We start from the raw sequence: 21,126 nt of genomic DNA on the forward strand, positions 1-21,126 counted from the left end.
TGTGGTTGTGTTGCCGACCTCCTATGGCCGGCACGGGTATGACGACGGTTGCGGCTGAGTCACCCCTAGTTCACAGTCGTCTTAAAATTCGTGGCGTCCTTCTTGAACGGATCCGCCTCGATCTCGCTATCGACTTCGTCCGGATCCTCACCAAGCTCCCGGATGCCCTGCCTGCGACTCTTGAGGTGCGCTTCAATGAGCGAGATCAAACCGTTGGCTTCGCGCACCGGGTCGATAAACTCGATACGCTCCGGCGTCCAGCTCACGTCCGCGACGGGCTTCGGGGTGAGACCTGCCAGATATGCCGTCGAAGCGAACCGGGCAGCAACCCGCTCGCAAAGCATCGGAATCACCAGAAGCCACTGCCGCTGCTCCATGATCCGCTTGAATTCCATCTTGCCCATGCGCCCGCTTGTGAAATTCACGCGCGAATAGTCGCCCGTCAGCTGCTCGTACGTCGTGTTGGTGCCCGCCGCAAGTGCCTGCAACTCGATCGAAACATGATCCTTGTAGCCGTCGCTCGCAGCAGGCGCAGCAAAGCTGACTGTCTCACCCTGCCTGAGATACTCCACGAGCCCCGGCGACAGCGATTCGACGCGAGGACCGTTCGACGCCCCCGTCGCAACCTGACGTCCCGCCTGATACCCATCGTCGCTCGTGGTGACGAAAGCCGCAAAGCACGCCTCGATCTTCTTGCGGATTAGTTCCGCATCCTGATACTCGTCGAGATCGCGCGCTTTCCAGATCGTCGTGGCGAACTCCGGCAAGCCCCGAACAGAGCCGGGGCGCTTGATGGCGTCGAACAGGTGGATGACGTCGGCGGCCGGCACGAAGCTGCTAACCATGTTGCGCGGCACCGTCGCGATCTCGCCGGGGTGCTGGTCGAAGAACCAGTAACCCGTGCGCTGGCCAATCATGTTGAACTGCACGCCGAGGATCACAAAGCCGCCGGGAACAGGGCCGGTCTTTGTGCTGTCGAGAAAGTCAGACTCCAGGACCTGCAACTGCAACGGCACGCTCAGTCCGTCTTGAGGGAGCCGGGAGCGAAAGCGGATGAAACACTCGCCCGATTCATCCATCGCTCGATAGGTCTGCGCCTGGATGCCGTAGAAGTCGAGCAGGCCGCCGGAATCGCATTCCTTCACCCATTGCTTCCACAACGATTGCAGCGCCTTATCTTTGAACTTCGCACGGATGCCGGTTCCGACGAGGTTCGCCACCTTCACGTTGAGCGCGTGCGAGAGGTATGGATTGTTACGAATCAAGTCCCGCGAGCGATTGCGCAAAGTTGCGAGCGCTGGCCCCAGCTCGGCATTCGCACTCGTGCCTGTTGCCTTCCACCCGATCGCGCGCGGCCCCCGCTTCGCGCCGTCGAAGCCACGCGCCACATCGAGCATCATGCGCGCTCGCATACGGCGGGCACCGGCCTCCGGCGAGATCGCCTCGACCAGCCTGTCGAGCAGATTCCGTTTCATCAAAAGCGCTCCATGATCGCGATGCTCGATCGTTGCCGCGCCGTAGGATTCTGCGTGGCCAGATCTGCTTTGATCGTGTCGCGCGCTGCGAGAAGCTCGCTCACCTGCCGGAAAGTTACTTTTTTCCCGCTGTATTCGACCGTGAGCGTGCCGCTCGCGATTGCGCGCTCGACGGCGTTGAGATCCTGCTGTGTAAATGCCATAGCTATCGCCTTAGCCAGTTGTCCCGGCGCGGCAACCATGCGTCGGCCGCTGGCCTCTGCGGCCGCGCCGTAGGTTGTTCGATGGTTGCCTCAGCAACGTCCACCGCCGCCGCAGCGGGCTCGCTCTCGCCCGGCGAGGGGTGCGCCAGTCCGACGTCGGTAGAAGCCGCCTGAGGGGCGTCTACGGGCTGCGAAAAGAGATCGCGCACACGCGGCTGGACGACAAGCTCCAGCGCCGTCCAGTCAGCGTCCTGATACGTGTTGAGCCGCAGTCTTGGGTGATACGCGCATGCGAAGTTGTAGACCTTGAGGTCAAGCGCTTCATTGCGCTTGCGCAGTTTGTCCCATCGATCTTTCGAAGGGTTGTACGCCTCGGCGCATAGCTGCTCGTAGTACTCGTCTTCGAGATCCTCCGAAAAGTGCATGCGCCGGTCGACGGTCTCGCGCTCTTCATCGGCAGCAAGCGTGCCGAAGATCCGATCCTTTGCCGTGTCCGTGCCGACTGGCCACACCTTGACGCCGTTCTTGATCGTCTTGCCATTCTTCGTCACGTCCTGATCGGACGGCCTGCCGACAATCGGGCGATGCTTCGTCGACGCACCCTTGACGCCGAACACGCCGCGATGCGCGCGAGTGCGGCAGTAGTCGTAGGCGTCCTGTGTTCTGTTACCGCCGGTGTCGACCGCACACAGCTCGATGCGCATCGGCACGCCAAAGCTATTCTCGATCGGCGTGTCGAGGATGCGATCGAGGGCGGCCCACGGTTCTGGCGTTGCCGGATCGCCCCGTATCACGATGTGATCGACCGTCCAGTTGCGCATGCCACGCCCCCAGCCGGAGATCTCGACTTCGAGACGGTCACCCTGCGTGTCGACAGCAGCCGTCAGCAGGAGCACGCCCAGCGGAATCGTGCGCAGCCGGTATGGCTCCGCTCGACGCTTGATCGTCTCCCACTTCATTTCCGCGCTCTTGTCCTCCCAGCATTCCGCAAGCGCATTGTTCGTGAAAGCAATACGCTTCTCGACGTCGTTCTCGCCCGCCTCGTAATCGGACATCAATTCCGGCCACGGCCGCCAACCCAGCGGCGCATACAACGCACTTAGGTGGAAACTCGCCGTACGGCCGTCGCCCTTCGCCGTGGGCATCCAGTACGCGTTCGGATACTGCGATTTCCACGCGTGCTCCGGGCTGCCTACGCCGCAACCCGGCGCTTTGCAATAGCAAAGAATCGTGTCCGGCTCCGACTCGACGCGCTTGAAATTCGCCCACTCGAAATACTGCGCTACGCCGCATTCGGGACACGACACGAAGTAGCGGCGCTGATCGCCAGCCTCGTATAGCTTCTCGATCTGCGAGCGCCGCTTGATCGTCGGCGTGCTGTTCGCGAAGATCTTCGCGCGTCGTCCAAAGTTGCTTGTGCGATTCTTCGCGAGGTCGATCGGGTTGCCCTGCCCGTCGACGTTGAGTTCGTACTCGTCGACCTCCTCGAGCAGCACATAGCGCACGGTGGTCGACTTCAGGCGCCCCGCACGCGTCGCGCTGACGAGATTCATGATCCCGCCCGGGAACCGCTTGCGCAGTTTCGTATTGGCGCTGCCCTTGCGATTGGCGTCCTTTACGCGCCGGCGCAACGCCTTCGTCGACAACCGCATCGGCTCGAAGCGGTCCATCTCCCACTTCTCGGCATCGTCCTTCGTCGCGAACACGGCAAGGATGTTGCCGGCCGCACTCGTGATGCTGCGCCCGATGAAGTTTTCGCCGAGCGCCGAGCCGCCAAGCTGGTGCCCTTTCTGCAGTCCGACGACCGTGACCCAACTGTTATCGAATGGGCGCGTATCGTCGTGGTCGTATCGCGTGACCGTGCTCGCCAGACCGGACAGCGCATCCATGATCCCGACGAGATACGGCGTGCGTGAATTGCGCCACTTCCCCGGCTCGGGGCTGCTCTCGGGCAGGATACGGTGTTCTTCGGACCACTCAGCGATGCCGATACGCTTGTCAGGCCGGATCGCCTCCCCGATCGTCTTCAGAAAGCTGTCGATCGCTCCCATCGTCTTCGTCCGTTTCTTCTTCGTGCATGAGCCTGTTGACGTCGATCGACGACAGCGCCCGCGCCAGTTCGTCTTCGAGCATCGACTCGATCCGATGGGGGTCGCTCTCTGCTGCGAGCAGGTCCTTGATACGCACAGGCACGTTCATGACGCTATCGCGCAGCGTGCGGAACGCAGTGAAAGCGAGGCGGTTTGCGTCAGCGAGGTCGAGCAAGTTTCCAAGATCACGCTCCAGCTCCATGGACTCACGCTTCGCCCGCGTAGTCTCGCGCTCCGCCCGCGCCGCGCGATACACGGCCATATGCGGGTCGTTTGTCGACGCGGCAGCGGGAAACGCTTCATCGCCGTCAGCCGGAGGCAACGATGTATCGGCCTCCAGCGCCTTCGTATCACGCGAAAGGTCGGCGAACGAGCGGCGGCTCTCGTCGGTATTACGGCGCCACGCGGATTCGGCCACGACAGCGTCGATCTTGCCGTTGGCGTTCAGTGCGATGCGTCCAGACTTCAGGGCTTTCTGCACGGCATTGAGCGCAACGCCCATGTGGCGGGCAAAGCCCCTTTGACTCATTTCGGCCATCTGACCACCCTTTGACCACCACCGGTGACCACCTGACCACCCATGTGACCACCCTGAAAAAGACCTGAGACCGTGCGAGCAACGCGGCTCGAATTACCCCCACGCGCAGGGTCGCCGGAAGGACCCGTGCGATTTCGGGCCTTCCATAGGGGTTTCCCCCCAATTTTCGGGCAAAGTCGCTTTGCCTGCGCCACCTTCGCACCATTGCAGGGCAAAAAGTCCCGTTTGGAGAAAGAGGTTTTTAAAACGTCTAGATTTTTAAATCGCTATAAAAATCTTGCGCGCGGGAAACGACCGGGCGAGCGCGATCATCCACCGTATGCAAGCTGGAACGCGCCCGCGATGTTGATTGACATCGTCGCGCTCACGCTATCGGCCACCAGCTGCTCGAACGGGAAACGCGGGCGGTACTGCGGCGCACGCGTGAAGACAAAGACCGGCTTCGCGCCACCGTATTGCAGATGCGCAATGCGCGAGTCCGCACCATAGTGCGTGCGAAGGTAGATGCCAGGTGGTAGCTTGCCCTCGCGATTCACCAGTGCGAAATAGCTGAAGCCACGCGAGCCCTTGCGACCACGAGCCAATGCATCGCGGCGCTTCTGCGTCATGTTCGCCCGGTAGCCCTGTTCGCCGAACGCCTGCAAATATGACATCACCTGCACGATCTGCGAACGGGCGACGTTCCCGTACGCATCGAGCCTCGCGCCTCGACCCGGAACAGCAAACTCATTGCTGCGCAGGAGGCCGATGCGACGCAGTGCCGACTCCATGCGCTTGACGTTGCGGCCACCACCTTCGACCTGTGGCAGAAGATATTTCGTCGCTGGCGTGCCTTTGAACGCCTCGTCCTTGAAGCCGACCGTTGCCACCAGCTTTGTCGGCGACGCAGTAACGACACGCGTGCTGTTCAATGTCCACGGCGTCGGCCGGTCGAAATACTGCGGCATCGCAGTTTTCAGTGCGGCCTGCGCCTCGCGCGCCGTAGCGTTCAAAGCCTTGGCCATGATGCGCGGCACGCGATTGCGGACATGATCGTCAACGGCCGAATCAAACTTCGTTGTGTCGACGCGTACGCTGAATGTTGAGCTTGCCATGGCAACACCCAATGCAAGAAGCCCCGAGGCTTTCGCGCTCAGGGCTTCGGATAATCGTGTTTCGTACGGGCGAACGCCCGCCGAACAATTCCCGGCAGGCTGTTGGCATGTTATTCGTCGCGCCGCTCGCGCGATTCTGTACGACTGCCGGGAGAGGGTTGCTCCACGAGTGTGCGGGGCTCACAGCGTCCAGTGCCACGGTAAAGGATGCATGGCGCGAATTGTAAGCAGGGTTTTTCTTGAAATGCAAGAGTTTTCATCGTTGCATTCTCCGTCGTACGGTGTCATTGGCCGCGCCGTCAAGTGCATCGAGCAACGCATGCACCGCGTGAAAGTACGGCTCCCAATGCGAGCGGTATTGCGCCATCGGAACACCTAGCGCGCGTGCGCGTGCTGCGTGATCCTCCGGCTGGCGACCGGTCCCACCGCATACACAGCAGATCTGCCGACCAGCGCCTTTGGCTGAAATCTCGACCACGATATTGCCGGCGCCGTGGCATTGCGGACAGCGCTCGTACTCGCGAAAGATCATGGGGCCGCGCCCATTACGGCTCGCTGCAAACGGGATGGAATATTCGTCGACACAGACCCGGCCTTGGCCACCACACGTCGGGCAACCGATACGCTCCACCGCCAACGCCTTACCACGTCCGGTTACGCCGCGACCATCACACGCGGCGCAAAGGTCCGCAACCCATTCGATGATCGCCTGCCGTGCGAACCGCTCGATGATGTCCGATATTTGTCGCTCGACCTTTTTGCCCGTCTTTGCGGCGGCCTTTTCTGCCGCACGCGTCACACCGGTAAATTTCGAACGCTCGAACCGGCCGGGTTCACGCAAGCGCTTTGCGAGAAGCAACGTAGCGCGATGCAGGCCCGAGCGCCGAACATCCTGCCCGTATTTCATTCGCCACAACAGGCGACCGAGTTCGTTCGCGAATGCGAGCGCGCCCAAAGTAACTTGGGGGTCGGCAATCGGCTCCGATAGCTGACCGCGTGCATTCATCGCAATACCGGCTTGCTCTTTCAGGTCGACAATCACCGTAACCCCCTATCCGTCCTTCGTCCCACTTCAATATCGATGAAAAGAAAATGTGTGAGTGCCCGCGCGACGTGCGACATGCGCACCCTCACGTCGCGCACGTCGCGCTCGCACACACGGGACTACGGAAAGTGCGTCGCCAAGTGGGACGCGGGACGCGAACCGCTTGCACTTGGCGCGCCAAAATGGCAACCGTGGCGCGCCAAACAGCGCGACGTGGCGCGCGTGCGAAGCGACGCAGCTGGCGCGAAGTCAGAGCGGTGCATCGTCATCACCTCCAGTCGATTGACTGCGCGCAGTCGAAGCGGGCGAGGCTGGCGCAGAGGCAGGCACGTAATACCACCGCCGGGCGCCCTTCGTCTCCCGCTTGCGCTCCCATCCGAGTGCCTTCATTGCGGCACCGATTCGACGCTGTTCAGCCTTCGTCACCTTCGATGTTTCGAGCTTGATGCAGTCCAGCGCGATATCCTCCATCGTCACGCTCTCGCGACCCTGAACGAATTCAGCGATCAGCGACTCGTACATATCGCCTTCGTAGCGGGCAGCCTGCTCGATCTCGAACATCGGTTTTTCTTCGCCGAGCACCTGCCATGGTGTGGGCAACTCGCCGCCCGCTTCCGCGTTCTCTGCGGCCCATTCCTGATACATCGAGAACGCCTCAGCCCAGATCTGGTCGCGGTCGGAGCGCAGCGAAGCAAGCGCGATCCACGGCATGACGCGCACCGGCCAGTAACGCCGGTTGCCCGTTTCGTCCTTCAGGTAAGCGTCCAGGTTCACCGTGCCGACGACCACAAACTGGCGAGGTACGCGCACGGCACGGCGTGCATACTTGGGCCGGTAGACATCGGCCTGTGTCGTGATCCAGCGCTTGGCTGCCGCCGAATCTGACTTGTTGAGTGCATCGAGTTCGGCCAGTTCAATCGCCCACTTGCCGCCGAGCACCTCGACCGCATCCGAATCGTTGAGGTTGATGTTGGCCTCCATCGACCATTCCTCACCGAACAGCATCTTGATTGAGCGCGACTTGCCAGCATCCTGCGGACCTTCAAGGATCAGTACGTTGTCCATCTTGCAGCCCGGCTCCATGACCCGGCCAACGGCGCCGAGCAGCCACTTGTAGCCGACCGCGCGGGCATAGGGCGTATCCTGCACACCGAGGTAGTCAACCAGCCACGTATGCACGCGCGGCTTCTGATCCCACACAAGGCCGTGCAGATAATCGAGCACCACGTGATAGGTGTTGCGCCGAGCGACCGTCGCAACTGCGTCGCAAATCACGTCACGGCGCGGCGTGATCGACCACGTGCGCCCGAACCAGTCTGTGAGCAGCACGTCGTCGTGCTCGATCCACTCTCCGATGTCGCCGCCTTCATACGGCGGCCGTTCGAGCTTGCGCACCTTCTGCGAGAACGCCTCATACCCAAGCACACCACGCCACTGGTCGGAGTGCGTAAGAATGTCGACCACGTTATCGAGGTCGGGCTTTAGAGCGAAGCGATCCGTTCGGCGCAGGCGCTGCTCCCATGTGTATGCGCCGTTCTCCGTTTCAGTGCCGGGCCATTCAGCGTCGCCGCCGTTATTACCCGCGCCAGCGGACGTCGCGGCCGGCCGCAAGACGGTGCGTTTGCCGCTGTCGCTCTCCGGCGAGACGACACCAGCGCGCTCCATCGCTTCCAGCAGTCGGGCGGCGCGGTTATAGCCGATCCGCAGATGTCGCTGGACCTTCGATACCGAAGCAGCGCGCGATTTACACACAAACTCGACCGCCTGCTCATAGAGTGGATCGACAGCTTCGGCAACGACAGACAGATGCGAGCTGCGCGCGTGATCGGTACTGGACGCCGCCATCTCGACCAGCAGCGCGGTCGCGATCTGAGACTTGACGACGTGCAGGCCCTCTTCAACGTGCAAGTCATTGAAGTCGGTCAGCTTGCGCTCGCCCCGACCGGTAAAGCGTGGGAACACGACGCTCGCGTTGCCGATCGCCGCCACGGCCTGGAACGCATACTTCAGGCCGGCATTCTCGAAGCGCCGCGTGCGCTCCGGCATCACGTCGTTGCCAAACGTCAGCACGAGCGACTCGACGCCATGTGGGTCAGTCTCGCGAGCGGCACGGACTCGATACCACGTCTTGCGCGCCTGGACGAGAATCGGTTCGCCGCCGATCTCGAAGGCATCTCTATATCCAAAGTCGTCGGCAAGGTGATCGTACAGACGCCGCTCGATCATCCAGTCATCGTCCGCGCAAACCATGACGTGGACGTCCGGATACGTCGCGCGCACGTAGCACGCCGCGTCCATGATGCCGCCGGCATCGAAGCACACAACCACCGGCACAGCACCTTCGGTAGCCATGCGGATCGACCGGGCCGTCGCATAGCCTTCGGCGATCTGGACAACCTTGCTCTCCGCGCTCAGGTCGCCCAGGAGGAACAGCGCCCCCTTCTTTTCCATACCCTTGTTGAAGCGCTTCGCGCCCGTAGGCGTGATCTTCTGCAAGCCGACGAGCCGATAACCGTCGCCGTAACGGAACATCGGCACGAGCACGTCACCGTTAGTCGCGAAGCGCACTCCCTCGGGCGTGATCTGCTTTCGCTCCAGATAGGCTGACGCTCCCTCGTCCTGCGCCCGCTGCCACTGGTCACGCGCCCGATTCGCGGCAAGCTTGGCGGCGTGCTGCCGCTTGCGCTCCTCATCGGCGGCAACTGTCTCCTGCCGGGCCCTGGCTGCAGCCAGCGCTTCAGGCGCAAGGGCTTCGCCCTGCCACTGGAATTTCTGCGCACCACTATCATTGCCGGCCCAGCAACCGAATGCCCCGATATAGCCGATGATCCGGCCATCTTTCTCAACTGCGTGAATCGAGTACCAGTACTTCTTTCCGGGACCGTATCGCACCGGTCTGCCATCCTCCCGGATGTGCGGATGGCCCGCAGGAAGCTCAGGATGATCCGCAGCTATCAACTGCGCGCGAATCTGGTCGAGTGTCGCCATCGGTCAATTGCCCCTTCTGGGTTGAACGCCCCCACAACGCGCAAGGCGCGCAGTGCACAAGGAGCGCAGGGATACTGCGTATTCGCCTCGATGCGGATACGCCAAAGTCACTTTGGGATGCGTGGCACGTCTACGAGCGACCGCGAATGGGAACGAGGCGGTGATCCGCACCACGCGCGCAGAGTGCGCTGAGGCGCTTACGTGCGCGCGCGCAGGCATGACTGCGCCAACAGGCGCGGCCGGCGGCATAGCTGTGCGTGCCGAGAGGCGAACGCGTTTTCAGGGAGTAGCTGCGTCGCAGCGCGGTGCTGTATCCGTTCAAAGTCACTTGTTGCTCTCCGGCGTGCGCCCGCGCAGGCGGTGCCATTCGGCCCCGAGCACGCGGTCGAAATGTTCGAGTTCAGCGACGCTCATTTCCGGCTCGAGACGAGCACGAAATTCGCGGCGATCTGTTTTGGTCGGGAGTTGCGCGCATTGACGTGCAACGCAGTCGACAAAATGGTCGAGCGCGTCAACGCGCAAAGCGACGACACGCAAATGGGTAAGGTGATCGGGGAAAGCTGAGATTGCCTGCACGAGAAGGCGTGGCACCGCCTCCGGCTTGTACTCCGCGTGCCACTTAAGACGCGACTCGGCGCAGACCAGCTGCTGCCCGATGTCGCAATGCAGTTCGGCCTTCACACGATGCGGATTGCAGCACGCCATGTTTAGCGCGCAGGCTTGGCGCTGACGCGACGCACGGTCGCAATGATGCGGTCCAGCAGGCGCTTGCTGTCTCTCGCCGCACCGATGATATTGTCGGCTTCCGCTGGCGTGACGATGCGATCTTCGAGCGCCTCGCGCACACACTCGGCGACGACGCCGGCGTGCTGTGCGAGATCGAATGTCTGCATGGCGATATCGTGCGGCGTGCTGCCCACTTGCACGACATCGTTTGGCGCTACGCTGAGATTGAACCGCTCGTTAAGCGCTATCAACGCATCGCGGTACTGCGGCTGACGGCGCTCCTCCATCCACTCGATGAGCAATTCGAACATCTCCATGGAGAGGCGATTCTCGCCCTGCCCGCGCAAACGCAGACGAAGGCTCTCCGTGGTGATGTTGCGGCCCCGGCGATTCGTCAGGAACGCTGCCGCTTCGGGCAGTCCGCCGGGCGTACCGCGAATCGACGTGTACAGCACGTCAAGCCAATCCGTGTTGCTGTATCTGCAGGTCATGCTTCCCTCGTTCTCTTGGTGGACCTGTTGTTTCATGCTGTTTGCACGACGCCTCGCGACCTACGATTCAAACTCGCGCGCTTCGGCTGCCGGGTGCGAGAAATCGCCTTATGCGAATGCACATCAATGAACACGTCCGGAAGCACCGGAGTCGGCAGCATCGGGATGTCTTTCGAAATAGTCGTGAAGCGCTTGAACAGTCGAGAACCGAGGGTCGGTAACGCTACCCGCACTGATCTTCGTCAGCGTGGAGTACGGCACACCAGCCTTGCTCGCGATGACCCGTAAATTGCCCTTCTCTCGGCCTAGCCGGGCCAGCACCCGATCCAGCAGCGTGTCGCTGTGGTTTTCCATACGGAACCCCTTGATATGAACAGCGCCATATTAGCCACAAATGGTTATTTTTGCAAATTAGGGAGCTCCACAGATACCCGCAAGTGGCTATCCATTAGTGGCACGCTCGCTGCCATGAGCCGACAAAATACGAAAGCGATCCTGGCGAAGAACCTTCGACGCTTAATGGACCACAGTGAAATATTGGATACGCAGATTAAGGTCGCACAGCGCGCTGGCATCGCCCAGAGCACTGTCGGTCGACTCTTGCGGGGGGAAGTCTATGCGCAGCTCTCCCAAGTGGAAGCCCTAGCCGAGGCCTTCAAGGTTGACGTTGCGGCGCTTCTTGACGAGAACATCGACCACACACGCGGAATCACTCCGGAGTGGGAGCAGACCTACACCCACCTCTCAGAAGAGGAAAAGAAGCAGGTTTCCGATTTCGTCGCATTCCTCGCGGCACGGCACCAGCACGAAGCGCCCTCGACGACCCTGAACACCGAAGGAGTACGCGAAGCAAACCGCGGGCTAACAGAACGCCTAGTGGAGGCGATTCAGCGTGAGCTTAATGATGACACGCTGAATACTAGCCATGAACGTGAACACGAGAACAAACACACCGCGCGCGTACGCAAACGTACATCGACTCGATAGATTCCGAACCCCGGATTCTCCCCCAACCACAGACATTGCCGATGCGTATGCAAAACGCATCGATCTAGTAAATAGCAGGGTAATTTCCCGCCTCACGCAAGCCGACTCTCCAGCCGTAGCAGTTGCCGCAGCCTTCATTGACACCAATGGAAGCATCGGCCATGTCGCGGCTGGAATTGAGCCGGAGATGGCCACCGCCCTCGCCCACGAACTGCGCTCCCTCGCCAATACGCTCGACGCGCACGCCGCAAAACACTCTCGCCGAAGGTCGCATCTGCGCGACGGCACGCACCAACGTGGCGCCGCGACAATCGCAATCCTTAGCACCATCAGCTTCGTTGCCGCCACCTACATCAACGACATCGCATGGCTCGACGCCGTGCTGTCTATCGGGGCACAGCTGACTGCCGCAGCCCTCGCAAGACGCTCCTCTTAGCTGACCGCACAGTAGCCACGCCCGCATTTTGGGCGTCTCGCTCCGCCCATAAATAACCATTTATGGCTTTACATTAATTCCATTAGTGGCTATTCTGGCATCCACGCGCAAGTTGCGCGCAGGAGATCCAAATGGAATCAGTCGACATTTATGCGGATGAGCGCCGCACTTGGCTCCAGCAGCAGATGCGAGCCGGCATGGAAAGCGCACCGCAAAGCAACTTTGAGCAGTCCCCGTATTGGCGCTTTTGCTTCTGCGTGGCGTTGATCGTGATCGGCATCCAGGTGTTTTCGCCGGAACCGGCGCCGCTTAACCCCGCCGCCGCCAATGCGTCGGACATCCGGCCGATGGTTTGAGGGCGCGACATGCGAAAGATCCTTGTTCAGAACCTCGTTCAGCCGACCGAGCGCACGCATTCCGCAGAGACCGTTGCCGTCGCAATCGCAGACCGTTTGCGCTCGACTGGCAATGAGTGCGCGTTCGTTTGCATCGCAGTGGCGACTGCCGCCGATATCGACGTCTCTTTTGTAGAGCACATTGCTGATCCGGTTGTTATCAGCGTCGACGTCGAGGCGCCGGCCACAGTACAAGCGCGGTTCGACTACGTCGTAACGGTGCACCGTGGAGATCTGGCGCTGCGGGCACTCATGCCAGCTGTACCTACGGCCAATCACCACATCGCCACCGCACCACGCACGCCACCGCCCTCACCGGGCGGCATCCTGCATCGCCTTTTGAAGTACCGGCCGTTCGGTCGTCACGTGTCCGTGTAGAGGTAAGCCGGACATGGCCGAGCGAATCCCCGTCACCGATGCAGAGATCGTGCGGGAACACCGCCTCCGCCGCATTCCCGGCTCCGCCATAGACGCACTTGCCAACCCCGCCATGCGCACCTGCCTCGCCGTCCTCGCCGGACAGCGAAAACAGCGCGAGATACCGCCGAGCGGCCAGCTCGTCGACAACAAGCGCCGTGCCGCTGGCGATTCGGAGTAACGCCTCATGCCGCGAATCAAACTCAGCCCGCAACCGGAACAAGAAAGCCAACGCCGCGACACGATCGGCCTGCGCACGATCGTCAAGTACGACCCGATGGCGCCGCGTCCCACTACGCCGATCGTCGTCGATCAATACGTGGTCGCGCGCCGGCCGCTGTCCGATAGCATCTACACCCTTTACATGATCCTCGACGGCGCCACCATCGTTGGCACGCAGATCTCGTATCCGAGCGAGGACGATTGTGCCGCCGCCGTTCGACGCCATCGCCAGCATCAGGCTGCATCGATGACCGACATTGCTGTCGCGAAGGCCAAGACGAAGCGCAACACCGCAGCCAACCGTGAAGAGGTGACGGCATGAAGCGCGCCTCCACCCTTGGCTGGCAACCGGCGACCACATACGCCGAGATGGTCTCGCAAGAGCGACGTGACCTCGAAGCCCGGCTCAAGCGGCTCGCTCAGGCGCGCAAGTTAATCGTCGCTCTGGAGCCAGATCTCCAACGCCTGCGAGACAAAAACGTCAACTTCAATGTTGATGGTCGCTTCGGTCTGATCGTGGATTGCCGCGAGGACGTGCTCATCGGGCGTGCCGTGAACGCACTCCGACTAGATACCGGCATATCGGACGCCAGCGGAGATCGAGCCGTTCGAGCGCTTCTCGATCTCGGCTACGTTATCGAGCGTCGCCACGGAGACCCCCGCTGGCCCTCCGCAATTCTTCGCCGGCCAAAGACGCAAATTCGCCCGATCGTCCGCTGCACGCCGGCGGGTCTCGCCACGCTGCTCGAATCGGAGGCTGCGTAATGCTCGCCCTGCTAATCGCTATCGCGACATGCGCGACCGCCTGGCTGTTGACTGGTACGCAGCCCAATCGAACCATTGGCGCCCTATTCGGGCTCGCCAATTCCGCCCTCTGGCTCATCGCCGGCATTGCAGCCGGCAAGACTGCCGTGATCCTCGTCGCGGCATTCTGTGCACTGTGCTTTGCACGCGTGTTTTTGCGTAACCGTTCGGTGAGCTTTTCCGGGGGCAAGCGCGGAGGTGAAGCATGAACGACAAGCGCACCCGCCCGCTCCAGATGGACGAGCCGATCGTTACCGGCAACACGAAGGCCGCTGTCAAGGCGGCCGGCGGCAAATCAGCCGACCTGTGGATGCTGCCGTACGACGAGATTCACTACGATCCGCGCGACAACGTCCGTCCGCTCGACATCGCCTGGGCAGAGCGACTCGGCAAGCTCATTGCCACTGACGGCTACGACAAGAGTCAACCGCTGCACTGTTACGTGCGCAAGGTCGACGGCAAAGACCTCGTCTATGTCTGGAAGGGGCAGCATCGTTATCACGGCATCGGCTTTGCCATCGACTCCGGCGCCGACGTGGGCCTAATTCCCGTCGTCATCATCGAAGCGAAGTCTGTCAACCGCGTCAACCTGATATTCGGTGGCCTGACGAGCAACGAGAGCAAAAGCACGTCCCCGCTCGAGCTAGCCGAGAAGATTGCCGAACTGCGTGACGTGCACGGCATCGACAACAAAACGATCCGTGAGCGCCTGCAGATAACCGACCAGACGATTCGTGATGTCGCCCTTCTCGAGGGAGCGCCTACCGCACTGCATAAGCTTGTGCGCGGAGGAACTGTCGCCGCCACGTTGGCTATCGAAGAGATCCGCAAGCATGGTGCCGAGAAGGCGCTGGAGCGTTTGCAAAAAGGCGCAGATGAAGCCAAAGCGGCAGGCAAAGCCAAGGTGACAAAGAAGCATCTGGCGAAGCCCGATGCAACCCCGGCACCGGCATCGAAGAAGATTAGTGAGCCGCAGGCAAAGCAACTTTTGCAGGCTCTGCAATCTGTATTGCACGACCCGATGTTCGGCAAGCTCTCGCCGGGCACTATCGATGGCGTGCACATCGCGCTCGGCCCGCTCGCCGACCTTCTCGACGCCAAGCCATCGGCGAAGAAGGAGTATCCCGTCAACGTGCCGAACGAGAATGGGGTCTACACCTTCGAGAAGCTTGCGTCGCCGAGATTGAAGATCGGCCGCACTGTGAACGCACCGGCTGAAATCCACCTCGCACAGACCGCTCCAGGCAAATGGATTTTCGGGACGTCTTATTACATGGGAACGGGTGGTGGTAGCACCCCGTGCTCGTTACGCGATGGCGACCTGACTTATCCAACGCGCGGGCAAGCGATCCGCGCCGCCGTTCAGTATTTCACGCGTCGCCTTGAAGACCCGCGCCTCGGCGAAACGAAGGAAGCGCCCAGCGTTCGCAAGTGGCTAGACGGCCTCTACGCCGCACCCGACCCTGACTGGACAGAGGATCTTGCGAACGCGGAGGCGAAATGACCCTGCTCGCGGCTTCCTCTACCCCACGTCCGCTGCCGCGTCAGCGCAAAGGCGCCCAACAACGCCCGAGGCTCGCGCTCGCTAGCGCCGTACCAGCGCAGACTTTGGACGGCGAAGTCAACGGCAGCGGGCTCTCGCCCGCAATCCAGAAGAAGGAGGCGCCGCATGCGCGGCGCAAACCAATCCAGACGAACGAAGTCACGTCGGAAATCCGACGTGACCACCTCTCGCGCATCGAGGCCCTTGGTGTCGAGATCCGCTCGCTGGTCGAGGCGATCGTGCTTGGCGCCGACGTCGAGTTGCTCGACCTCATGCGCGATGAAGTAGGCAGCTATAGCCGGCACAAAGCAGCGCAGGACGCGCGCACGTGGGCCGAACAAGCACGCCTGTCGATCGAGACTGGTTTGATGCAACTGGAGCGCGCGATGCGCCCTGCTAACGCTCGAGGATGATCATGAACACCCAACAACTCCGAACCATTCACGCGCAGGCATGCGCCGCCGTTGCTCGTATCAATCGCACACTCTCTCCCGTCGACGATCGGTTCTGGCCTTTGTACTTGAATGCGGTTCTCGCTGTGATAGACGCGATGCACACACCCGTACTGGACATTGAGCTAGTCCGCGACAAAGTCCACGGCAACCTCGCAATCCGTATGTGGAAAGCGCACGATGACCTGCAACCTGGCCGCCATGCGCTCTACACAGGCCCCGTCGCGGCGCCCAATGCAGCGCAAGCTCTCGTGACCTGTTCGGAAGCGCTCCACCAAGCCATTGAGCAGGGCAACCCGCTCGCAGCGGGCGTGGCGTTCGGCTTGGCGCTTCTCGCTCGAGAGCGTGGCTTTTCAGGTCCGGCCGACCTTTCCGACGCGGACCACGCGCCGATTGCCGAAGTGGTTTCCGCCTATGGCGACCCGGAGGCGTTCGGAGAGCGCGAACTGGTTGCGCGCGCAGATCTGAGCAAGATCCCGTTCGGCACAAAGCTCTACGCCGCTCCCGTCGCCCTTGCCGCGGTAGCGCAGCAACTAGCCGTGAATGCCGACGATCTGGATTTCACGCCCGACGAGCAGCATTCGATCCACGACATGGCGAACATTGGCAAAGCGCTGCTGGAGCGCGTCGCGTCGATGTGCCCCGACGATGCGTGGAATGAGTCGCCCACCGAAATCGTGAGCGACCTCATCAATGAGCGCGACGACGCTCGCGCAGACTGCGACCGCATCCGCCATGGTCTCGCGAAGTGGGCCACCGAGCGCTGGAACGCCGAGGTACGTAATCGGCCTCTCGTCAACGTGCACCGCCGCGCGCTCGACGACACGTGGCGCCAAGTCATTCGCCATTGCGGCGCAGACGACGTGGCGCTGCTCGGGCAGAGGCATGGCGACCTCGTAGCCGCAGATGCGAAACAAACCGGGCCCGACAGATTGCCGTCCTTATCTGAGGTGCATAAACACGCCCAGGATAATGCAAACACCCCCGTTATCGGAGCAGCACCTGTCGAGCAGAACGAGTCTACACCGGCGCCAGAAAGCGGCCCGTCGGCTGTGGCGCAGCAGGATGAGGATCAATGATGCGCGTGATCCGAAACTACGAGCGCGGTCGCCTATCCTGCAGCGCCGACGCCGTGCGGCTCATCGTCGCCGGACTTGCGCCCATACACCTCGCTAATGCGATCAATCGCGCGCATGACGTCGTGGAGAAATTCGGCCGTCGTGACCTCCTCCTCGGGCGAGCCCCGAGGAAAGTCTTCGGGGTTCTTCTTTCCTTGCGCGCGCCGCATTGCGCGAACTGCGTCTTCGATGTTGCGGGCCATGGCCCACTTGGTTTCCTCATTCGGAAACGGGCTGTGTTCGTTTTCCATCTTTCTTATATCGGCTTGATTCGCATGATCTTTACGGCAGCCACGACTAAGGGGGGACTCAAAGGTCACACGCGTCCCATAGGAGGCTACCATGCATGAAGACCGCTACACGCGCATGGTGAGAAGCGGCGTAACGCGTCGAGTACGGGACAAAGCTGCTTTACGCATTGATGCAGTCGAATTGCTGCGCACTCTGGGGCCTTTGACGAGTACCCGAATCGCCAAGACGCTCGGAACCGTATCGAGACTCGTCAGTGCGGCGCTGCGTGAAGCTGAAGCGGTTGGCGAGATAGAGAGCTATCTGGCGCGATCCACGCGCGGTCGGATGGACCAGTTCTGGTGCATCGCAGGAACGGCGCATGTGAGCACCGCCACGCGCTTCAACGCCGCCGCTGTGCTCACAGCAATGCAGGCCCACGCCCTTCAACTCGCAACCGGAGTCCGTGTATGAGCCTGCTTACGCGCGCATACATTCTCGAAAAATTCGGCGTACGCCTGTCGGTGCCGCAGCTCGCGCAACTGCTCTCGATGGCCGAGGGCACGGTGCGCAACCAGATCAGCGCGGAGATCTTCCCGATCCCAACCTACAAAGAAGGATCGGCGCGGTTTGCGCCGTATGAGGCTGTCGCCGAATACCTCGACAAGATGTCGGAACAGGCCAGGCAGAGGGCCGCGTGATCGCCCATGCGCCGCCGCTTTGTGGCCAGCGGCGCTTGCGACAGCGGCTCAATCGTCCTTCACTTTACTTGGAGGTTAGGCTCTTGCGCGATTGCGCGAATCTTTTCGGCCATATCTGGATTGTCGAGATGCTCGCGGGCTGGCGTTTGAATGTGCGCGTAGCAACCGCCTCTAATCGATGCGAAAGTTGCTGAGTGCGAGGCCGACCCAGGCCCAACCTGTTTCTTGGGCGCCTTCCAAGCCCAACCATCAATGCAGCCACCGGTCAGAAGGTCGCCCTTCTTCGTCATCGATTGCTTGATAGTAATTTGCGTCGCGGGCGACTCGTATTCCTGGTGGATCCATGCACTACTGTTCATGCCCAGTTGAAACTGGTAGCGCATCACACCAGTGTCCGGATCCATAACGGGCACCATATTGAATTTGCGCGTCTTGATCTCGATCTTTTCTGCCTCGATTGAACAACAAATTGCGATCGCGTGAGCCATTTTATTTGTCGTCTAGTTCGGGCGTTTGACTTGGCAGCAACTCTTTCAGTTTCTGCGATGGGTTTTTCGTTTGCGCAATTGCTCGCAGCAACGCACGCGGCTCCGTCTTCAAAAACTCGGCCAGATCGGCAGTTGTCAGCTCAAAGGGCAGCAGTGAAACAAGCTTTTCTGCAGTCCCGACGGCTCCCACTTCACACTTTGCGTGCAGCGGGATAGCGTATTTGAGCGACTCCTCGTCGAACTCATCATCAGTAATAGCGTCGAGGAGATACGCAGCATAGACCCCTGCAAAATCCAGCTTTCGCTTTTGCCAAATGGCAAAGTCCCGCAGGAGATTGACTTCGTCCGTTCGCTCCACCGCCCAAGCACGCAGACCGCGAACAAACTCTCGCGTCTCCCACGTATGACCAACCACGGAACGAGTAAGCTCGTCCGTTTGGACCGTCTGGAAGCGGTACATCTGATCGACGTGTCCCAGTTGATCGCCATCTTCTCCAGATACTTGCCAATCTGTTGTTACCAAGGCAGACGTGAACATGCTGCTTGTGCTCACCTGCAATGAGTTTGCACCGGAGATCACTGCGCCACCAGCGGCAATCAGCGCGTTTCCGGGACCAAACAACGATACGCCAGCGCTGGGCTGCGCATCTCCCTCCCACACATATTCTTCGCTCATGACTGCGTCCCTGCATCCGCCATCCTAGGCAGCTTATTCGTGACCACATCGAAAACAACGTCGAGCAGCCGCTCTGGAGGGATCAACCCATCGGTGCGACTCGGCGACATCGATCGGGGCCGATCATTCACATCTACCGTGAACTGCACGCCCTTCGAGAGAACTTTTGAGTCCCTGTTGAAAGCAAGATTTAGCGGATTTATGAATCCCGGCTTATCGAGTTTCATATCGAACTGCCGCAATTCATAGACGGCGCCGTTGACATTCAGGAAGAAGTCACCACTTCTGAATCCGGTAGCAAACGAAACGCTGGCAAGGTCGCCCAGCGGCTCGACCTTAAGAAAGCGCTCAAAAAAATATTTATGCAGTTCCGATGTATCAGCCGCGGACGGGTAATTGACCACTGCGATAAGCGCGACGTGACCGTACTCCCGACCATTGCGCTGAAAATCCAATGCCTGAGCGTGAAAAGCCTGAACTTCCGCAGCTATCTCGGTAAGCTGGACTTTCAATGAAACTGCATTCACGTTCGCAGGAAAGACATGCTGCAACTGGACAGCGTGCGAAGAAATCGAAATATTACGATTTCCCTTCACAAACAGAATTCGTGGCACCGTGGGGTCTGATCCGTCCGGCACGTTGGTCTGTTGTGATTGGCCTGCCCCAAAAGACCCGAACGCTACCTCCGCGTCGCCTTGAGCGAACCGGATCTTTTCTTCCAGTTCCTTGAAGTGGATCACATAGGTGAATTGCGCGATCGACGGGGTCTGGAAGCTGGGCATTTGGTCTTGACTTGTTTGGTTTACCGTGTTTACGACGGCATGGTAACAAAAGTGAAGGGGCAACCGCTAGAAATCAATACCCAGGGCAACCTTGATTTGTGCGGTACCGCAATCAACAGGCGGATACAAGCTTGATCCGCCCCTTTTTCGCCACTTGTGCCGGATCAAGGTTGGTGTAGCGCTTCAGGTTGCGCCAGTCCTTGTGACCCGTCACGACCGCGACCTCCGGAATCTGCCAGCCGGCGTCGAACAGCGCACTTGTCGCCTCGTGACGCAGGTCATGCAAGTGAAGATCCACGATCCCCTTCGCGTCGCAGGCCTGCTTGAAATACTTGCTCGCCGTGCCCTTGTTGAAACGGAAAATAAACTCGTTTTTGTGCGCCGCCAGTAAGGGATCGGCCGCGCGCTTCTCCGCATAGCCGTCTGGCACCGGATAGCGCGGCTGGCGCATGATGACCTCGTACGCGTCGCCGATCAGGGGAATCCATTCGTTGTTGCCGATCTTTTGGCGCGGGTGTTTGCGGTCGCGCACGAGCGCGAGGTGCCGGTCGTGATCGAGATCGCCCCAGCGCAGGTTGAACAGCTCGCCGCGCCGGAACGCGCACTGCATTGCAATGCGCAGCAGATCCGGCATGGCCTGCTCGCGCTCGGGATGCTCGGCAAACCATGCAAAAATTTTCTCGATCTCGTCGGGCGTGGGTCGCCGGTCGCGTTTTGACCCGGCAGTCACGAGGCGCAGGTGGCGAAGGGTCGGACGGGCCGCCGCGACGACGTCGGGCAGCGTGATGCTGAGCAGCGACGCCATGTGACGCATCACGGTCCCAAGCTTCGAGATGTCCATGTCAACGGTGTAGCCGCCGGCACCGGACTTGCGGCGCTGCTGGGCGAAGCCAACGATGCGTTCCGTCGTGAGTTTCGCCGCAAAGTCGCTTTGAAATTCGTCGTGCAGCCGGTTGAGGATGTAGTCCTCGTTGGACTTGTCGACTACACCCCGGCCGGACTCGCGGCGCGTCTCGCGGTACTTGACGATCAGCTCGCCAAGCGTGACGCTGGACGCCTCGACCCTGCCGCCGCGATCGAGCTCGATTTCGATCTCGCGAGCCCAGGCTTCGGCCGCGCGCTTCGTCGCAAACGTCTTTGATATACTCTTGCCGCCGCTGCGCCGGATCTGTGCCCGCCAACGGCTGCCGATGGGAAGAATGGATGCCATGTTGCCCCGTCCGGTTT

28 protein-coding genes are annotated in these 21,126 nt (G+C 60.8%); 13 read left to right on the plus strand and 15 right to left on the minus strand.

The window, feature by feature from the left end:
- Window positions 1–65: 65 nt before the first annotated feature.
- From AB4Y40_RS30020 to AB4Y40_RS30065, 10 genes are all read right to left on the minus strand, one after another.
- The gene (locus AB4Y40_RS30020) at window positions 66–1,475 is read right to left on the minus strand and encodes a phage portal protein (protein ID WP_368690934.1); all 1,410 of its coding nucleotides are present in this window, start codon (window positions 1,473–1,475) and stop codon (window positions 66–68) included.
- Window positions 1,475–1,678: a phage head-tail joining protein gene (locus AB4Y40_RS30025; RefSeq protein WP_368690935.1), complete on the minus strand. Its 204-nt coding sequence runs from the start codon at window positions 1,676–1,678 to the stop codon at window positions 1,475–1,477. Before AB4Y40_RS30025 ends, AB4Y40_RS30020 begins: the two co-directional genes overlap by 1 nt.
- Before the next feature lie 2 nt (window positions 1,679–1,680).
- Complete coding sequence (locus AB4Y40_RS30030) at window positions 1,681–3,729, minus strand: phage terminase large subunit family protein (RefSeq protein WP_368690936.1); 2,049 nt, start codon at window positions 3,727–3,729, stop codon at window positions 1,681–1,683.
- Window positions 3,677–4,306, minus strand: coding sequence for a hypothetical protein (locus AB4Y40_RS30035; protein ID WP_368690937.1), 630 nt, complete (start codon window positions 4,304–4,306; stop codon window positions 3,677–3,679). Before AB4Y40_RS30035 ends, AB4Y40_RS30030 begins: the two co-directional genes overlap by 53 nt.
- A gap of 308 nt (window positions 4,307–4,614) precedes the next feature.
- A complete protein-coding gene (locus AB4Y40_RS30040; protein ID WP_368690938.1) occupies window positions 4,615–5,412 on the minus strand; it encodes a hypothetical protein in 798 nt (265 codons plus the stop codon).
- Window positions 5,413–5,656: 244 nt separating this feature from the next.
- The gene (locus AB4Y40_RS30045; RefSeq protein WP_368690939.1) at window positions 5,657–6,442 is read right to left on the minus strand and encodes a hypothetical protein; all 786 of its coding nucleotides are present in this window, start codon (window positions 6,440–6,442) and stop codon (window positions 5,657–5,659) included.
- Between the two features lie 252 nt (window positions 6,443–6,694).
- The gene (locus AB4Y40_RS30050) at window positions 6,695–9,433 is read right to left on the minus strand and encodes a VapE domain-containing protein (protein ID WP_368690940.1); all 2,739 of its coding nucleotides are present in this window, start codon (window positions 9,431–9,433) and stop codon (window positions 6,695–6,697) included.
- Between the two features lie 324 nt (window positions 9,434–9,757).
- Window positions 9,758–10,114, minus strand: coding sequence for a hypothetical protein (locus AB4Y40_RS30055; protein WP_368690941.1), 357 nt, complete (start codon window positions 10,112–10,114; stop codon window positions 9,758–9,760).
- A 26-nt stretch (window positions 10,115–10,140) separates the two neighbouring features.
- Complete coding sequence (locus tag AB4Y40_RS30060; RefSeq protein WP_368690942.1) at window positions 10,141–10,686, minus strand: hypothetical protein; 546 nt, start codon at window positions 10,684–10,686, stop codon at window positions 10,141–10,143.
- Window positions 10,687–10,773: 87 nt separating this feature from the next.
- Window positions 10,774–11,004: a hypothetical protein gene (locus tag AB4Y40_RS30065; protein ID WP_368690943.1), complete on the minus strand. Its 231-nt coding sequence runs from the start codon at window positions 11,002–11,004 to the stop codon at window positions 10,774–10,776.
- 15 nt (window positions 11,005–11,019) lie between these two features.
- On the opposite strand from AB4Y40_RS30065, the gene AB4Y40_RS30070 reads away from it, so the two are divergent.
- From AB4Y40_RS30070 to AB4Y40_RS30120, 11 genes are all read left to right on the plus strand, one after another.
- Window positions 11,020–11,637 carry a helix-turn-helix domain-containing protein gene (locus AB4Y40_RS30070; RefSeq protein ID WP_368690944.1) on the plus strand — a complete coding sequence of 206 codons (618 nt, stop codon included), beginning with the start codon at window positions 11,020–11,022 and terminating at the stop codon, window positions 11,635–11,637.
- A 187-nt stretch (window positions 11,638–11,824) separates the two neighbouring features.
- Window positions 11,825–12,073, plus strand: coding sequence for a hypothetical protein (locus AB4Y40_RS30075; RefSeq protein WP_368690945.1), 249 nt, complete (start codon window positions 11,825–11,827; stop codon window positions 12,071–12,073).
- A gap of 131 nt (window positions 12,074–12,204) precedes the next feature.
- On the plus strand, window positions 12,205–12,429 hold the full coding sequence (locus AB4Y40_RS30080) for a hypothetical protein (RefSeq protein WP_368690946.1): 225 nt from the start codon (window positions 12,205–12,207) through the stop codon (window positions 12,427–12,429).
- A gap of 9 nt (window positions 12,430–12,438) precedes the next feature.
- Complete coding sequence (locus tag AB4Y40_RS30085) at window positions 12,439–12,846, plus strand: hypothetical protein (RefSeq protein ID WP_368690947.1); 408 nt, start codon at window positions 12,439–12,441, stop codon at window positions 12,844–12,846.
- Window positions 12,847–12,859: 13 nt separating this feature from the next.
- Complete coding sequence (locus AB4Y40_RS30090; protein WP_368690948.1) at window positions 12,860–13,066, plus strand: hypothetical protein; 207 nt, start codon at window positions 12,860–12,862, stop codon at window positions 13,064–13,066.
- 6 nt (window positions 13,067–13,072) lie between these two features.
- Window positions 13,073–13,429 (plus strand): beta-hexosaminidase, encoded by a 357-nt coding sequence (locus tag AB4Y40_RS30095; protein ID WP_368690949.1) that lies wholly within the window; start codon window positions 13,073–13,075, stop codon window positions 13,427–13,429.
- Window positions 13,426–13,872, plus strand: coding sequence for an ACP synthase (locus tag AB4Y40_RS30100; protein WP_368690950.1), 447 nt, complete (start codon window positions 13,426–13,428; stop codon window positions 13,870–13,872). The genes AB4Y40_RS30095 and AB4Y40_RS30100 overlap by 4 nt, the downstream gene beginning before the upstream one ends.
- Window positions 13,872–14,120: a hypothetical protein gene (locus AB4Y40_RS30105; RefSeq protein ID WP_368690951.1), complete on the plus strand. Its 249-nt coding sequence runs from the start codon at window positions 13,872–13,874 to the stop codon at window positions 14,118–14,120. Before AB4Y40_RS30100 ends, AB4Y40_RS30105 begins: the two co-directional genes overlap by 1 nt.
- A complete protein-coding gene (locus tag AB4Y40_RS30110) occupies window positions 14,117–15,415 on the plus strand; it encodes a pyridoxal phosphate biosynthetic protein PdxJ (protein ID WP_368690952.1) in 1,299 nt (432 codons plus the stop codon). Before AB4Y40_RS30105 ends, AB4Y40_RS30110 begins: the two co-directional genes overlap by 4 nt.
- On the plus strand, window positions 15,412–15,867 hold the full coding sequence (locus tag AB4Y40_RS30115; protein ID WP_368690953.1) for a hypothetical protein: 456 nt from the start codon (window positions 15,412–15,414) through the stop codon (window positions 15,865–15,867). The genes AB4Y40_RS30110 and AB4Y40_RS30115 overlap by 4 nt, the downstream gene beginning before the upstream one ends.
- Window positions 15,868–15,869: 2 nt before the next feature.
- The gene (locus AB4Y40_RS30120) at window positions 15,870–16,985 is read left to right on the plus strand and encodes a hypothetical protein (RefSeq protein WP_368690954.1); all 1,116 of its coding nucleotides are present in this window, start codon (window positions 15,870–15,872) and stop codon (window positions 16,983–16,985) included.
- Between the two features lie 32 nt (window positions 16,986–17,017).
- Here AB4Y40_RS30120 and AB4Y40_RS30125 read toward each other — a convergent pair whose 3' ends face one another.
- Window positions 17,018–17,275, minus strand: a complete 258-nt coding sequence (locus tag AB4Y40_RS30125) for a hypothetical protein (protein ID WP_368690955.1) — start codon at window positions 17,273–17,275, stop codon at window positions 17,018–17,020.
- A gap of 91 nt (window positions 17,276–17,366) precedes the next feature.
- Between AB4Y40_RS30125 and AB4Y40_RS30130 the strand changes: the two genes are divergently transcribed.
- Together AB4Y40_RS30130 and AB4Y40_RS30135 are read left to right on the plus strand one after the other, a co-directional pair.
- Entirely contained in the window at window positions 17,367–17,726 is a 360-nt protein-coding gene (locus AB4Y40_RS30130) for a hypothetical protein (RefSeq protein ID WP_368690956.1), read from the plus strand.
- Complete coding sequence (locus AB4Y40_RS30135; RefSeq protein ID WP_368690957.1) at window positions 17,723–17,953, plus strand: hypothetical protein; 231 nt, start codon at window positions 17,723–17,725, stop codon at window positions 17,951–17,953. Before AB4Y40_RS30130 ends, AB4Y40_RS30135 begins: the two co-directional genes overlap by 4 nt.
- Before the next feature lie 59 nt (window positions 17,954–18,012).
- Here AB4Y40_RS30135 and AB4Y40_RS30140 read toward each other — a convergent pair whose 3' ends face one another.
- The 4 genes from AB4Y40_RS30140 to AB4Y40_RS30155 form a co-directional block, all read right to left on the minus strand.
- On the minus strand, window positions 18,013–18,441 hold the full coding sequence (locus AB4Y40_RS30140; RefSeq protein ID WP_368690958.1) for a hypothetical protein: 429 nt from the start codon (window positions 18,439–18,441) through the stop codon (window positions 18,013–18,015).
- Window position 18,442: 1 nt separating this feature from the next.
- Window positions 18,443–19,117 carry a hypothetical protein gene (locus AB4Y40_RS30145; protein WP_368690959.1) on the minus strand — a complete coding sequence of 225 codons (675 nt, stop codon included), beginning with the start codon at window positions 19,115–19,117 and terminating at the stop codon, window positions 18,443–18,445.
- Complete coding sequence (locus AB4Y40_RS30150) at window positions 19,114–19,899, minus strand: hypothetical protein (RefSeq protein WP_368690960.1); 786 nt, start codon at window positions 19,897–19,899, stop codon at window positions 19,114–19,116. Before AB4Y40_RS30150 ends, AB4Y40_RS30145 begins: the two co-directional genes overlap by 4 nt.
- 112 nt (window positions 19,900–20,011) lie before the next feature.
- On the minus strand, window positions 20,012–21,109 hold the full coding sequence (locus AB4Y40_RS30155; RefSeq protein WP_368690991.1) for a tyrosine-type recombinase/integrase: 1,098 nt from the start codon (window positions 21,107–21,109) through the stop codon (window positions 20,012–20,014).
- Between the last annotated feature and the right edge of the window lie 17 nt (window positions 21,110–21,126).

This window comes from Paraburkholderia sp. EG287B (genome assembly GCF_040965595.1).
In the GTDB taxonomy this organism is placed as follows: domain Bacteria; phylum Pseudomonadota; class Gammaproteobacteria; order Burkholderiales; family Burkholderiaceae; genus Paraburkholderia.

Excerpts from the sequence above, each read along its gene's own strand:
- AB4Y40_RS30095 (WP_368690949.1), top strand. The coding sequence starts at position 13,073 with ATGCCGCGAATCAAACTCAGCCCGCAACCGGAACAAGAAAGCCAACGC.
- AB4Y40_RS30155 (WP_368690991.1), bottom strand. The coding sequence starts at position 21,109 with ATGGCATCCATTCTTCCCATCGGCAGCCGTTGGCGGGCACAGATCCGG.
- AB4Y40_RS30090 (WP_368690948.1), top strand. The coding sequence starts at position 12,860 with ATGGCCGAGCGAATCCCCGTCACCGATGCAGAGATCGTGCGGGAACAC.
- AB4Y40_RS30125 (WP_368690955.1), bottom strand. The coding sequence starts at position 17,275 with ATGGAAAACGAACACAGCCCGTTTCCGAATGAGGAAACCAAGTGGGCC.
- AB4Y40_RS30150 (WP_368690960.1), bottom strand. The coding sequence starts at position 19,899 with ATGCCCAGCTTCCAGACCCCGTCGATCGCGCAATTCACCTATGTGATC.
- AB4Y40_RS30120 (WP_368690954.1), top strand. The coding sequence starts at position 15,870 with ATGAACACCCAACAACTCCGAACCATTCACGCGCAGGCATGCGCCGCC.
- AB4Y40_RS30110 (WP_368690952.1), top strand. The coding sequence starts at position 14,117 with ATGAACGACAAGCGCACCCGCCCGCTCCAGATGGACGAGCCGATCGTT.
- AB4Y40_RS30085 (WP_368690947.1), top strand. The coding sequence starts at position 12,439 with ATGCGAAAGATCCTTGTTCAGAACCTCGTTCAGCCGACCGAGCGCACG.
- AB4Y40_RS30070 (WP_368690944.1), top strand. The coding sequence starts at position 11,020 with ATGAACAGCGCCATATTAGCCACAAATGGTTATTTTTGCAAATTAGGG.
- AB4Y40_RS30100 (WP_368690950.1), top strand. The coding sequence starts at position 13,426 with ATGAAGCGCGCCTCCACCCTTGGCTGGCAACCGGCGACCACATACGCC.
- AB4Y40_RS30075 (WP_368690945.1), top strand. The coding sequence starts at position 11,825 with ATGGCCACCGCCCTCGCCCACGAACTGCGCTCCCTCGCCAATACGCTC.
- AB4Y40_RS30050 (WP_368690940.1), bottom strand. The coding sequence starts at position 9,433 with ATGGCGACACTCGACCAGATTCGCGCGCAGTTGATAGCTGCGGATCAT.
- AB4Y40_RS30145 (WP_368690959.1), bottom strand. The coding sequence starts at position 19,117 with ATGAGCGAAGAATATGTGTGGGAGGGAGATGCGCAGCCCAGCGCTGGC.
- AB4Y40_RS30130 (WP_368690956.1), top strand. The coding sequence starts at position 17,367 with ATGCATGAAGACCGCTACACGCGCATGGTGAGAAGCGGCGTAACGCGT.
- AB4Y40_RS30135 (WP_368690957.1), top strand. The coding sequence starts at position 17,723 with ATGAGCCTGCTTACGCGCGCATACATTCTCGAAAAATTCGGCGTACGC.
- AB4Y40_RS30030 (WP_368690936.1), bottom strand. The coding sequence starts at position 3,729 with ATGGGAGCGATCGACAGCTTTCTGAAGACGATCGGGGAGGCGATCCGG.
- AB4Y40_RS30020 (WP_368690934.1), bottom strand. The coding sequence starts at position 1,475 with ATGAAACGGAATCTGCTCGACAGGCTGGTCGAGGCGATCTCGCCGGAG.
- AB4Y40_RS30025 (WP_368690935.1), bottom strand. The coding sequence starts at position 1,678 with ATGGCATTTACACAGCAGGATCTCAACGCCGTCGAGCGCGCAATCGCG.
- AB4Y40_RS30140 (WP_368690958.1), bottom strand. The coding sequence starts at position 18,441 with ATGGCTCACGCGATCGCAATTTGTTGTTCAATCGAGGCAGAAAAGATC.
- AB4Y40_RS30060 (WP_368690942.1), bottom strand. The coding sequence starts at position 10,686 with ATGAAACAACAGGTCCACCAAGAGAACGAGGGAAGCATGACCTGCAGA.
- AB4Y40_RS30105 (WP_368690951.1), top strand. The coding sequence starts at position 13,872 with ATGCTCGCCCTGCTAATCGCTATCGCGACATGCGCGACCGCCTGGCTG.
- AB4Y40_RS30065 (WP_368690943.1), bottom strand. The coding sequence starts at position 11,004 with ATGGAAAACCACAGCGACACGCTGCTGGATCGGGTGCTGGCCCGGCTA.
- AB4Y40_RS30080 (WP_368690946.1), top strand. The coding sequence starts at position 12,205 with ATGGAATCAGTCGACATTTATGCGGATGAGCGCCGCACTTGGCTCCAG.
- AB4Y40_RS30035 (WP_368690937.1), bottom strand. The coding sequence starts at position 4,306 with ATGGCCGAAATGAGTCAAAGGGGCTTTGCCCGCCACATGGGCGTTGCG.
- AB4Y40_RS30115 (WP_368690953.1), top strand. The coding sequence starts at position 15,412 with ATGACCCTGCTCGCGGCTTCCTCTACCCCACGTCCGCTGCCGCGTCAG.